12 protein-coding genes are annotated in these 12969 nt (G+C 59.3%); all 12 read right to left on the minus strand.

All coding sequences use genetic code 11. From position 1 onward, the window contains the following. Positions 1 to 107: 107 nt before the first annotated feature. Positions 108 to 1223: a UDP-N-acetylglucosamine 2-epimerase gene (gene neuC, locus ATC00_RS20600; RefSeq protein ID WP_064254178.1), complete on the minus strand. Its 1116-nt coding sequence runs from the start codon at positions 1221 to 1223 to the stop codon at positions 108 to 110. A 9-nt stretch (positions 1224 to 1232) separates the two neighbouring features. Then, positions 1233 to 2270: an N-acetylneuraminate synthase family protein gene (locus ATC00_RS20605; RefSeq protein ID WP_064254179.1), complete on the minus strand. Its 1038-nt coding sequence runs from the start codon at positions 2268 to 2270 to the stop codon at positions 1233 to 1235. Then, positions 2267 to 2950, minus strand: a complete 684-nt coding sequence (locus ATC00_RS20610) for an acylneuraminate cytidylyltransferase family protein (protein ID WP_064254180.1) — start codon at positions 2948 to 2950, stop codon at positions 2267 to 2269. Before ATC00_RS20610 ends, ATC00_RS20605 begins: the two co-directional genes overlap by 4 nt. A 98-nt stretch (positions 2951 to 3048) precedes the next feature. Next, positions 3049 to 4380, minus strand: coding sequence for a hypothetical protein (locus ATC00_RS20615; RefSeq protein ID WP_064254181.1), 1332 nt, complete (start codon positions 4378 to 4380; stop codon positions 3049 to 3051). Beyond that, complete coding sequence (locus ATC00_RS20620; protein WP_064254182.1) at positions 4381 to 5040, minus strand: ABC transporter ATP-binding protein; 660 nt, start codon at positions 5038 to 5040, stop codon at positions 4381 to 4383. Continuing rightward, positions 5037 to 5807, minus strand: coding sequence for an ABC transporter permease (locus ATC00_RS20625; protein ID WP_064254183.1), 771 nt, complete (start codon positions 5805 to 5807; stop codon positions 5037 to 5039). Before ATC00_RS20625 ends, ATC00_RS20620 begins: the two co-directional genes overlap by 4 nt. Before the next feature lie 4 nt (positions 5808 to 5811). Next, positions 5812 to 7044: a capsular polysaccharide export protein, LipB/KpsS family gene (locus tag ATC00_RS20630; protein ID WP_064254188.1), complete on the minus strand. Its 1233-nt coding sequence runs from the start codon at positions 7042 to 7044 to the stop codon at positions 5812 to 5814. Between the two features lie 181 nt (positions 7045 to 7225). Next, a complete protein-coding gene (locus ATC00_RS20635; RefSeq protein ID WP_064254184.1) occupies positions 7226 to 8131 on the minus strand; it encodes a nucleotidyltransferase and HEPN domain-containing protein in 906 nt (301 codons plus the stop codon). Positions 8132 to 8543: 412 nt separating this feature from the next. Beyond that, positions 8544 to 8699: a hypothetical protein gene (locus ATC00_RS33985; RefSeq protein WP_327290774.1), complete on the minus strand. Its 156-nt coding sequence runs from the start codon at positions 8697 to 8699 to the stop codon at positions 8544 to 8546. An 11-nt stretch (positions 8700 to 8710) separates the two neighbouring features. After that, complete coding sequence (locus ATC00_RS33660) at positions 8711 to 9022, minus strand: DUF4143 domain-containing protein (protein ID WP_234782385.1); 312 nt, start codon at positions 9020 to 9022, stop codon at positions 8711 to 8713. Then, on the minus strand, positions 9001 to 9420 hold the full coding sequence (locus tag ATC00_RS33665) for an AAA family ATPase (protein WP_327290776.1): 420 nt from the start codon (positions 9418 to 9420) through the stop codon (positions 9001 to 9003). The genes ATC00_RS33660 and ATC00_RS33665 overlap by 22 nt, the downstream gene beginning before the upstream one ends. Positions 9421 to 9607: 187 nt before the next feature. Beyond that, positions 9608 to 12969 (minus strand): beta strand repeat-containing protein (locus ATC00_RS20645; protein ID WP_412458407.1); only part of this gene is annotated, 3362 nt, incomplete at its 5' end.

Below are 12969 nucleotides of genomic sequence, written 5' to 3' on the forward strand. Positions count from 1 at the left end.
GCTGGGACGCTGGGCTATTTTGAATGTTTCCCTTAAAACGGCGCTTGTTTCGCTGAATATCAGACGCACCGCGCTATAGCAGACCGTAAGGGGAACCGCAGGCCATTTCAATCATTGAACCGCTTCTGCAAGGGCGCCGACCAGAAGGTGGGGTCGTCCAAGACCCGGACGAACGAGGATGCAGCGCTGCCATTACCAAAGCTTCCATCGCTCTCGTATTTTCGTCCCCAAGTCGAATGCAGAAAATGTCGAATGACATTCAGGTCGAATGCCGAGGCATCCGTGATCGTGGCCGCTTGCGACCGATTGTTTTGGCGTGTTCCGATATTCAGGCTGGGGACGCCCAGAAACGGTGCCTCGCGAACGCCCGCGCTGCTGTTGCCAATGACCGCCTTCGCATTCTTCATCAGTTCCGAGAAATAGGAAAACCGCATGCTGGGCAGATGCCTGAACCGGTGGCTATCGAGCTTGGAAATCTCGGCGAAAATTGCGTCGCTGCCGGGATCATTGTTCGGCGATATAACGACGAAATTTTTTCCGCATTCGGAAAGTGCCGTAAAAAGGCTCCGCGCTTGCTCCCCAATCGTGTCCGTTTCGGATGTCACGGGGTGGAACGTAACGATACCGTATTCGGAAAAAGAGATATCATAGCGTTCGCGGACCTTGGCGAGGGTCACGCCCGAATCGTTGCGATGAAAGTCCAGCTCGGGTGACCCGATGTTGTAGACGAAACGCGGATCCTCACCCAAAGCTAAAACGCGAGCTTTGGCGGTTTCGGAGCTGACGAAATGATAGGTGCAGAGTTTTGAGTTGCAATGGCGATAGATCTCGTCAATCGTACCCGACACCTCGCCGCCCTCTATATGCGCGCAGCGGATATAGTTTGTCGCGCAAACAAGCGACGCCGCAAGGGCCTCGATCCGATCACCATGCACAACGACAAGATCGGGCTTGTGCTCATATACCCAGTCGGAGAAGCCGAGAATTGTCTTAGAAAGGATTAGGTCTTGAGGGTCGCCAATACGCTGATTGATAAACTCATGTACTTCTACGCCTTCGAGTCTGTGCACCTCGTGCTTCGTCGCACCGTATTTTTCCAGCATATGCATGCCGGTGACGAAGAAGTTGATAGTATGGCCAGCTTCCTTGGCAGCTAAAGCCAGGGGTTCGATCTTACCGAAGTCCGCACGCGTTCCGGTAAGGAACAAGAGTTTACTGCTCATAGTCAAGCCTCAAGAAGCGTTCTCGAAGTCACTCCAGCGGAGCTGATCATTTCTTTTGCGTGCCACCGTGATCTTCTTACCTAATAGCTCGTCGAGCCGATACCCGGGAATCTCGCCGTTGCCCGGGCGTCGCGCCCAGACGTCATATTCCGAGATCACGTCGCCCGGCTGCAGGTCGCGATCGGCGACAACCGAACTTCTCGCGAAGCGATAGACCGCTTCTTCGGGCTCGGTCCGCTTCTTCTCATTGTTCAATGCAATGAAGATCTCGCGCGATCTGTCGATCAAGAACCGCAACTCGGCCGGATCCATTGAACAAGAGATGTCCGGCCCCTTACGATAACGGCTGTCTGTAAAGTGCCGCTCGAGAATGCAAGCGCCGAGGGCCACCGAAGCCAGTGCCATTTCCGGTCCTATGCTGTGATCCGAGAAGCCAACCACGGCATTTGGGAATGCCTTCTGCAAGTCTGTCACACCCCGCAGCGAAACGATCTCCGGTGGAGACGGATAAAGATTGGTGCACTCCAACAGCGCATACTCCACACCGGAACGTTCAAGCACCTCCACTGACGCTCGGATCGTCTCGATCGATTGCATACCCGTGCTCATGATGATGGGCTTGCCGAATGATGCGATGTGGCGAAGAAGCGGAATATTGTCGCATTCGCCGCTGCCGATCTTGAAGGCAGGCACATTGATCGAGTTGAGGAAATCCGCGGCTGCCCTTGAGAACGGCGTGGAAATGTAGATGAGGCCCAAGCTCTCCGCATAGCCTTTCAAGGCCTTCTCATCCTCGAGTGATAACGCGCAGGACTTCATCACATCCCAGATCGAGACATCGGCGTTCGGAGGGAATATCTTCTTCGCTTCCTCGGTCATCTCGTCTTCGACGATATGTGTCTGGTGCTTGACGAGTTCGCAGCCGGATCGTGCCGCCGCCAACACCATGGCTTTCGCCACTTCAAGATTACCACCGTGGTTAATCCCGATTTCGGCGATAACGAGAGGCGGATGAGATGGGCCGATGTGGCGATCACGAATCTTCATTGAGTCATCCCTTGTGAGATTGCTGCTTCGCACGTTCTAAAATCGTCGAGAGTGTCAATGTCGAGAGATTCTTGCTCTGACATTTGCACAACCTTTATCGATGCTGCGGAGAAGTCTTTATTCGCGCGGAAGGTGTCCGCATCGAAAATGTAAACTGCCCCGTTCGGTCGAAAGACCGGCGGTAGCGATTGGCGGTTTGCGAAACAGTAGCGTGGGTCGGAAAGCGTCTGGAATCGGTCGCCATGGATCTGGCCCCACTTCAGGACTCCCGGATTAGCCGGACATACGCTCATAGCGAGTGAACAGTCGCCGCCCGCATACAGCGTCAGTCCGGCTTGAATATGGCGAGGCTTTCGAAGAGGGGACGTAGGCTGCAGCAACACGATTGTGCCGCCTCCTGGGAGAGCCGACTCGAGGAACTCCAGCATGACATCGGCCATCGTCGTCAAGTCGCCGGCGAGTTCGGGCGGTCGCCGCACAACGGAGACACAGTCAGGCAATGAGTGATGAAAAATCTCATCAATATCGGTCGAGATGAAGACCTTGGAAATTCCAGCGCCGATCGCCGCATCCACACTGTGTCTGTAAAGGGGCTTTCCGCAAAGCTCCCTGACATTTTTACCGGGAAGCCCCTTCGAACCAGCGCGCGCCGGAACCAACGCAATTACATCTGGGTGCATTCTGTTGTCTCAATGGCTCTGCGTAAAGTGATGCGTCATCGTCTAGACGAAAATACTAGGCTTGCCAAATCAGTTTTGAGTGCAATGCAGAAAGGCGTCTACGCCCGGTCCCGAATGTTGTAATAACTCATCACCCCGATCCCCCATGCGAAGAGAAGGCCGAGGGTTACGAGCAAGGCATTGAGCAGTCGGCTCGGATATTGGGCGAGTTGCGAAAGAGTGGGCTCGATGAAAAGGGCGAGATAGCGCTGGCGATTGTTCGCTTCAATCCGGGCCTTTTCAAGCGAGCTCAATGCTGCCGTATAGGCGCGCTCGGCGAATTCGCGTTCGGTCTCCAGTTCCTCGAACTCGGCGATGCGGCCAGCGACATCTGGCGCGTTGGGATCATTCGTGAGGGTCTTCTTCTCGCCCGTGCCAAGTCTCTGGCGCTCGACAGTAAGTTGTTGTTCCAGACTTTCGATGCGCGTTCTCAGGACGCGGATACGCGGAGTGTCCTCTCTCATCTGGCTTTTCGCCGTGGCGAGATCGGCATTGAGTTGCGTCAGTTGCTGCTCTAGCGAGCCGATAAGTTGCACCGCGAGCTTAGCTCCTTCTTCCGGGCTGATTTCCTGGGACTTGTCGCGGTAGTCGCGAAGTGCCGCGCGCGCCTTAGCCAGGCGCGCCTCACCGGCCAGCACTTCGTCCTGGGCCGCCCTTAGCACATCATTGCGTGCCGAAAGCGACAGGCTGTTCACGAGGTGGTCGCTCTGATCGACAATGAACTGAGCGATCTCCTGCGCCTGCCTCGGATCGAAGGCCTTGACGTTTACCTGCATAATGCCCGAGGCGTGGTCGAAATTAACGCTGACCACGTCGCGCCAGTAAGCGAGCTTGTCCTCGATCGGCAGGTCGGAACCGATGCCGTAGAAATAGTCGAGCCCACGGGTAGCGTACACGTCCTCCAGCTTGAACCTGCGGTCGGCGTCAGCGGCCATGCGCTCACTCGAGATATAGTCCATGAGGATGTAGCTGTCGGAGACAGTGCTACTGCCGGAGGCCTGGGTGAACATGCCGAGTATATCGCTGGAGACGCCACCCTCGATGCTGCGCACGGCAAAGGAGGTGGTGCTGTGATACTGGTCCGCGGCGATGAAGGCCATGTAGAGCGAAACAAGCGCCGCCGGCACTGCGACGAGCCCAAGAAAGGTGGCGCCAATGATAGTGTGACGCCAGCGCAGATTTCGGAGCCGAGCCGGTTTCCATGCTGGCTTGGCGGCAGGCTCTACTTTGCTACGCCGGTCCGGTAGCGGAATGATGGGCGCGCTCTCCTTGCCAAGAAGGCCTTCGAGCACGGCGATGCCCCTGCTCCCGGCGTCGCCATTGGCGGCTGCGGTAGGGCTACGCTGCGCAAGGCCCGGCTTGTTCGCTGCCGCATCTTTGCTAGACACCATCTAGAGCCCCTTCATATTTTTGTCGTGCACGCGGATCGCGTCCCCGATGTCGTCATAGTAAATCAGTCTGCCTTTTTCCAGAACGACGCCGCAATCGCAATAGTCACGAATCGTCTTCGTACTATGCGACACCATGATTACGTCCGAATCTTTGAGCTTCGTCTCGAAGACAGCTCGGCACTTTTTCTTAAAATTTGCGTCACCGACAGCGGTGATTTCATCGACGAGATAATAATCGAAGTTGACGCCCATGCTCAAGCCGAAGGCGAGCCGCGCCTTCATGCCTGAGGAATAAGTGCTGACCGGCGCCTTGTAGAAGGGGCCGAGCTCGGCGAAATCCTCGACAAAGGCGATCAGTTCCTCCGTATCCACGCCGTAGATGCGCGCGACGAAGCGCACGTTCTGCTCGCCGCTCATCGAGCCCTGGAAGCTGCCCGCAAAGCCGAGCGGCCAGGAGATCTTACCGCGGCGGATGATTCGCCCGCTGTCGAGCTTGATCGCGCCGGCTATGAGACGGAGCAGCGTCGATTTGCCGGCGCCGTTGCGGCCGAGCAGGCCCACGCTCTTGCCCCGATTGAGCGTCAGCGAGGCGTCTTCGATAATCGGCTTCTTGATGCCCTTGGTGCGGGCATATTTCGTCGCCTGCTCGAACCTGATCATTCGTTTCTCAGCGTTTTTCTGGAAAGAGTGAAGACTAACATTCCGGCAAACAATGTCAGAAATGCGATTCCGTAAAGATAGGTCATGTCGAGGCCGACGGCGCGGTATTCCGGATAGAAGCCCTTGCGGAAGCCCATGATGACGTGGACGAGCGGGTTGATGAGCACGAGGTCGCGGTAAGGCGCGGGAATCGCATCCGGCAGGAAGAAGACGCCGGATATGAGGAAAAGCGGCCGGTTTACGATGTTGAAGACCTGCTCATACAGCGGGTATTTGAGAAACAGCACGGCGTTGATCATCGCAACGCCGAGGCCGAACAAGCAGGCCATGGCGATGGCCTCCAGGATTGCGGGCCAGTGCAGATCGGTATCGACCCGCATGGTCGCGACGATGGTGCCGAGGACAATGAAGGCGACCAACGTCGTCGTGCAGACCTGAAGGACGAACCGCGCGACGATCGTATCGATCGGCGCGACATTCGGATAGCTGAGCAGGGCCTTGTTGGCGCGGACCGCGCTGTTCAGGTAACTGGTCATCGCTTGGTAGAACTGGAAGGCGATATAGCCCGTGGCAAAGAACAGGGCGAAGCTGGTGCCGAGCGCTGGCGCGCGAGCTATCGCCCGGAAGATCATCGTCATCAGCAGGATATGGGCGGCCGGGTCTAGCAGCGCCCAGACGTAGCCGCCGGGCTTCGAGCCGAAGCGCGTCGCCATCTCCCGCACGAGGAGGGCGCCGACGACGCGGATATGGGTGGAGAGATGACTCACGGCTTCACCCGAACGGATAGAGAAGGCGGCCGATCAGCCGCAGCCGCCGGTCGGAGAGGCTGCGGAAGAAGCGGATGGGGTCGGCCCGGAAATCTTCGGCGTCGCGGTCGTTGCCGGCACGGCGGATGGCTGGCGCCAATATCGAGCTCAGCAGATGCCGCCAACCGAGCACGCCGTAGGGACCCCACGGTCGCCAGACCGGGCGGGAAGGGTGTCTGAGATGGGGTTGTTCGAGTTGCCGCTTGATCGCGGCGACGGTCGCTTCGAATGACGTTTGCTCTCCGGTGACGGTATCGAAGTAGCGAGGATAGAGGAGATAGGCGCCGGCGAAAAGCGCCTCCAGCGAAAGCTTCCTGCCGCGGCGCGAGTGGGGCTGCCTGTCATCCGTCAGCCCCCAGCCGGCATAGAAGGGCGAACCGGCCGTCGTCACTTCGATGCCGCGCATGAGCGCCTCGAAACCGGCCAGCGAGGTGATCGTATAGACATGATCGATGGTGCGCAGCGCTTCGGCGAGCGGCAAGCTCTCGGTGACCACTTCGCAGAGATGCGCGACTTCGGCCGGGTCGGAGCGGGCCGGACGAACGCGGCTCAACACGTCCGGATGCGGCTTATAGAGAATCTGGGCGTCCGGCTGCTCCGCTGCGGCAAGCCGCACGAGCTCGTTGTTGGTCATCGGGCTTGTGCAGCCGTAGCGGATCGAAGCGTCGTCCTCGACCTGGCCGACGACCAGCACGCGCTTGCGCGTCTTTCGTCCATAAAGCTCTTCCGCCGTCCGCTGCAGCCCGCCATTGTATTTGCTGATGCCGCTCTCCAGGAGCAGCGCGACTCCGGCGCGAGCCCGCTCCGTCAACGCCGCATCCGCCTCGAAGTCATAGGTCGAAAGCAGCACTTCGAGATCGGATGGCCGATGGCAATCGAAGTAGGGCGCCCGGCTATCGAGTGCCAGCGACAGGGGAGGCGTGCGGCTAGCGCTCGGCCGCGCCGAACGAAGAAAGCCGTCCTCGACGAAGCAAACAGGGATGTTCTGCTTTGTCGCGATTTCGGCCAGCGCCGGCGGCAAGGCGGCGCCCCAAACGAAGAACTCGCATCGAGCTTCTTGGAGAATTCGAGGCTTCCAAGTCCTCTCCAGATCCAGACTGCTGAGCTTCTTCGGCAGAAAGTGAAAGCGTCGGTCAGGAAATGAGCGCTCCAGAAAGGCTCTCTTCCATTCGGTCACATGGACGGCAAAAGTCGCAATCCGCCCTGTCGTTCCGACGCAAACGGTGTTGCGCGGGTCTCTTTTGGCTTCTACCGTGTTCGTGTTCATCTCGTGCACAAGCTGCGGAGTATGATGGTCGCACTGGATGTACATGTTTCGCCGCTTATCGACCAGTCTCTTGCGACATCCAAGTGCTTTCTCACACGCGTAATCTCATCTGCTATTGCGTCGCCCTTTCCAGCTCTGCCAGTTGCTCCTTGCAGATAGCCTCAGCCAGGCGGTGAAGATGTTCTGTCCGCCCAAGAAGCCAGCCAAGCGCTTCCTCGGTGATGTCGAAATGCTTCGAATAACGTGCCTTTACATAAGCCTCGTTAAGGATGTTGTACCACGCTATGTAGCGATGCTGATCACGAGGCCATGCTTCGACGAGCCGTCTGTCGCGGTCTTCCGCGAGCCCGCGCAAGAACTTCAAATTATGCGAAGGTGGGCTGTAGTTAGCGAGTGTCAGTAGCAGGCAGGAATAGGCGGACTCTACAGCTTGGTGAAGGAGGAATGCCGCCCGGTTCTGCCAGCCGTTTTCCACGGCATAAGCTGAGAGCAGTCGGAACTCGGTGGCACCCTCGAACTGCCTGTCAAAATGCCCCTTCGCCACCCTATGCGCGTCAGAGGGCGAGAGCCGCTTCGGCTCCGCCAGTGGCCGATCATCGAGTTCGTAAAGAACGATGCCCTCGCGCAGAATGTCGACGAAGAAATACTGCCCATCGGCGAGGAAGTTATTCACTTCCCGTGCGCCATGGACGATCGGGCTGACCGGCGTGGAGATTCCTTTGTCCCACATCAGCCGGTCGGTAGCCTTGTCCCAGTACTCCGGTTCGGCAAGCTTCTTCGAGTTGACGATAACGAGGATGTCGTAGTCGGAACGGTAGCCCTTCATCGTGTGCGGCTCATCGACGAAGGTGCCTCGGGCATAAGAGCCGAACAGAATGATCTTCAGGATTCGTCCGCGCTTCTTGAAGGCGGCCGAGCTTCCCTCGAGCGCGTCAGAGAACTCCTCATGGATGATCTCGACGACACGGGCAAGCTCGCGTTGATTCTTCTCCGGCAGATGTTCGAGGCTTGTTCTCATAATCCACCGATAGGACAAAGACGACCAGCCGTCTACTGCCTGTATTCATTGGGTTTGTCCCCATGAATATCAATGGACTTGGAAATAACTCGGCGAGATGTCGCTCGTCATCAGCAGTGTTCTTAGGTATTTGATGAGCGACGTGTTGCATCGGACAAACGGCCGTCTGCGAAGGTGCTGAGGCACCGCATCAAGCGCCAGCGCTTCGAACGGCAAAGTCAGACAAGGTCGCGCAGAAGCTGTCCTGCAGCGGAAAGCGGTATTGCCTCGACACCGTTCATCAGAGGAAATATTTCGGAACCCGGATAAACGACCAGACGCTTTTCGGGGTTTATTGCCTCACAAGGTAAAACCCCTTTCCACTTTAGGAGCCAGGCTGCGTTTGTATCTCCATTGCCCAAGGGCGCCGGTGTTATGAGTAGATCGGTTTCGGCCCCGCCGCTGACCGATAGAAGTTCAAGTGACTGCCATAGAGGGCGGCCGCGGATAATGACTCGATAACGAACCCTTCCCAGCTTGCACCGGCAATGGGATGACCAAGGATCTGCTCATGGTTTCCCAGCCCCATGAGGGTGTGAGTTATTCGCTATCGCGAACGTAGCCGCGTGGTGATCTAACCAAGCGCTTGCCGAGGTTGGACTGCCGGGGCTGCAGCAGACCAGCGAGTAGGTCGAGGTAACTCGCTACAGTCTTGCCGTCGACACCGAGTGCCCGAGCAAATTCTGCGGCGTTGAGAAGTCCCGACTGATGATGGGCGAGCATCGTCCAGAAGCGCCTGAGCGTTTCGGCTGTATGCGAGGGCACGGCAAGGAAGCTGTCCGGAAACCCGCCTCGTACCCAGAGAGGAATGATATCGTTGTCGGCGATCTCTAGACCGTCGATTGGATGCATCTCCAGGTAGGCGATATGCGGCCCGAAAGAGTTTCCCCCGACTGTTTCAGCAGATCGATGGAGGCTGACCCAAGCAAAAGGAATTGTCCGGCCCTTCTACCCGAACGCGGCGCGCGGTCGATCAGTCCACGCAGGTTTTGAAAGAGGTTCGGGAGGCGATGAACTTCATCGAGAATAACGAGCTTGTCGACATGTTGCTCGAGGTAGAGCTCCGGCTCGCTGAGCTTGGCGCGATCGGCATCGGACTCGAGGTCGAGATAGACCGAGGGTGGCCGCTCAGCGATAGCGAGTGCAAGCGTCGTTTTTCCCACCTGTCGTGGGCCAATAAGCGCGACGGCGGGTAGGCGGTCGCCGGGCAGACGGACATGGTTGGTCTCTTGAGCGGCACGGTCATCCACGACTCACCTGTGCGGCTGCCTGCGCCGACGCGATATTGCACGTTTGATTACTGCGGCAGGGGTCGAGCACCGAAAGTCCCTTCCTTCGCAAGCGAAAGAAGGGACTTGGTTGCAACGGTTGAGGCCTTCAGCCAGGCTCGGCGGGAGAATGTTAATCGCACGTCGCGGATTCGACTCCGCGTGCGCCTTACACGATGAAGAAGTCTGCGGCAGTTAAGGCCAAGTTCGTGCCGACAGTGGCAAAGTGAACGGAACCTCCGGAGGCGTTTCCATTGCTGTCGTAAAACAGCTTGCCAGTATCACTTTCATAAATAATCCGGTCGCTGGCATCGGCTGCCAGCCCGGTGGTGTTCTTGACGAACTGAGCCGCAGTCAATGTTCCCGTACCCACAATTGCCGTGAAGACAGCGTTCTCCAGACGGATCGTGTCATTGGCGACGTTGAAGTCGGTGATGCTATCCACGTTTGTCGTGGCGCTCAGTGTCGAATTGAAGAAGAAGGTGTCGTTTCCAAGTCCTCCGGTCAGCTTATCTGTTCCCGCCCCCCCGTTCAGGATATTATTGCCGCTATTGCCGAGCAGAGTGTTTGCGAGGCCGTTACCGGTTCCGTTCAACGCTACCGAGCCGGTGAGGGTGAGGTTCTCGACCTCCGCCGCTAGCGTCCGGCTGACGCTCGACTGGATGGTGTCGGTGCCGCTGGAAGCCGCCTCGGTGACGACGTCGCCGGTATTGTCGACCACATAGGTGTCGTTGCCGAGACCGCCGATGAGCCGGTCGGCGCCGCCGGCTCCATTGAGCACGTTATTGGCGGCGTTGCCGGTCAGGGTGTTGGCGAGGCCGTTGCCCGTGCCGTTCAGCGCCGCGGTGCCGGTGAGGGTGAGGTTCTCGACCTCGGCTGCGAGCTTCAGGCTGACGTTCGACTGGATGGTGTCGGTGCCGCCGGCAGCCGCCTCGGTGATGACGTCGCCGGTATTGTCGACCACGTAGGTGTCGTTGCCGAGGCCGCCAATCAGGCGGTCGGCGCCGGCACCACCATTCAGCACGTTGTTGCCGCCGTTGCCCGTCACGGTGTTCGCGAGGCCGTTACCGGTGCCGTTCAGCGCAGCGGTGCCCATGAGCGTGAGGTTCTCGATCTCCGCGGCTAGCGTCAGGCTGACGCTCGACTGAACAGTGTCGGTGCCGCTAGCCGCCGCCTCGGTGACGACGTCGCCGGCGTTGTCGACGACATAGGTATCGTTGCCGAGACCTCCGATTAGCCCGTCGGCGCCGGCGCCGCCGTTCAGTACGTTGTTGCCGCCGTTACCGGTCAAGGTATTGGCGAGGCTGTTGCCGGTGCCATTCAGTGCCGCGGTGCCGGTGAGGGTAAGGTTCTCGACCTCTGGCGCCAGCGTCAGGGTGATGCTCGACTGAACGGTGTCGGTACCGCCAGCCGCCGCCTCGGTGACGACGTCGCCAGCGTTGTCGACGACATAAGTGTCATTGCCTAGGCCGCCGATGAGCCAGTCGGCGCCGCCGACTCCATTGAGCACGTTGTTGGCGGCGTTGCCGGTCAGGGTATTGGCGAGGCTGTTGCCGGTGCCATTCAGCGCCGCGGCGCCGGTGAGGGTGAGGTTCTCGACCTCGGCTGCGAGCGTCAGGCTAACGCTGGACTGAACGGTGTCGGTGCCGCCAGCAGCCGCCTCGGTGAGGAGGTCGCCAGCGTTGTCGACGACATAAGTGTCATTGCCAAGGCCTCCGATGAGCCGGTCGGCGCCAGCCCCGCCGTTGAGCACGTTGTTGGCGCTATTGCCGGTCAGGATGTTGGTGAGGCCGTTGCCCGTGCCATTCAGCGCTGCCGAGCCGGTGAGGGTGAGATTCTCGACCTCAGCCGCGAGCGTCAGGCTGACACTCGACTGAACGATGTCGGTGCCGCCGGCAGCCGCCTCGGTGACCACGTCGCCGGTATTGTCGACGACATAGGTGTCGTTGCCGAGGCCGCCGATCAGGCGGTCAGCGCCCGCGCCGCCGTTGAGCACGTTGTTGGCGCTGTTGCCCGTCAGGATGTTGGCGAGGCCGTTGCCGGTTCCGTTCAACGCTCCCGAGCCGGTGAGGGTGAGATCTTCGACCTCCGCTTCGAGTGTCAGGCTGACACTCGACTGGACGGTGTCGTTGCCGCCGCCGACTGCCTCTGTGACCACGTCGCCGGTACTGTCAACGACATAGGTGTCGTCGCCGAGGCCGCCGATCAGCCGGTCGGCGCCGGCGCCGCCGTTCAGTACGTTGTTGCCGCTGTTGCCCGTCAGCATGTTTGCAAGGCCGTTGCCGATGCCGTTCAGCGCCACCGAGCCGGTGAGGGTGAGATTTTCGACCTGCGTCGCGACTGTCAGGCTGACGCTCGACTGGACGGTGTCGGTTCCGCCGCCGGCTGCCTCTGTAACCGTGTCGCCTGCATCGTCGATGACGTAGGTGTCATTACCGAGACCGCCAATCAGCCGGTCGGCGCCGGCGCCGCCATTCAGCACGTTGTTGCCGCTGTTGCCCGTCAACGTGTTGGCGAGGCCGTTGCCGGTGCCGTTCAGCGCTGCAGAGCCGGTGAGGGTGAGGTTCTCGACTTCCTCCGCAAGCGTCAGGTTAACGCTCGACTGGACTGTATCAGTGCCGCTACCCGGCGCTTCAATGACGACGTCGCCGGCGTTGTCGACCATATAGGTATCGTTGCCGAGCCCGCCGATCAGCGTGTCAATACCCACTGCGCCATCAAGCGTGTCGTCGCCGGCACCGCCGTCGAGGACATTGCCGGCGCCGTTGCCGGTGAGAATGTTGCTGAGACCATTGCCGGTACCATTGAGAGCCGCCGAGCCGATGAGGGTGAGGTTCTCGAGTTCCGCCTCGAGCGTCACGCTGAGACTCGCCTGGACGGTGTCTGTCCCTTCACCGCCAACTTCGATGATGAGATCGTTTGTGCTATCGACAACATAGACGTCATTGCCGATACCGCCGACAAGCTGGTCAACGCCCGCACCACCGTCGAGCGTGTCATTGCCGGCACCGCCGGTGAGCGTGTTGGCCGCCGCGTTCCCAGTTAGAGTATTCGAAAGACCGTTGCCTGTTCCGCTGACTGTAGCCAACCCAGTCAACACCAGGTTTTCGAGATCCGCCCCAAGCGTGTATGTGCGAGCAGTCTTAACCGTATCGACACCTTCGCCGAGTTGCTCCGCGACGACATCGTTGGCATTATCGACGATATACGTATCGTCTCCGTTGCCTCCTGCCATGGTATCGCCCAGAGTGCCGCCGTCGAGTGTGTCGTCGCCGTCGTCACCCTGAAGGTAATCGCTGCCGTCATTGCCGTTGAGAGTGTCGTCGTTGCCGCCACCATAGAGCTGGTCGTCGTCGGCGCCGCCATTGAGGGTATCCTTGCCCTCGTTGCCCCAGAGGTAGTCGTTGCCGGCGTCACCGTTCAGGGTGTTGACGCTGTCGACATCGTCGGTGGTCCAATAGGCGGCATGGAGGCTGTCGCCGTCGTTGCCGCCGTGAAGCGTGTCGCTGCCGGCCTCGCCATAGAGCGTGT

The organism is Sinorhizobium americanum (genome assembly GCF_001651855.1).
Lineage (GTDB): Bacteria > Pseudomonadota > Alphaproteobacteria > Rhizobiales > Rhizobiaceae > Sinorhizobium > Sinorhizobium americanum.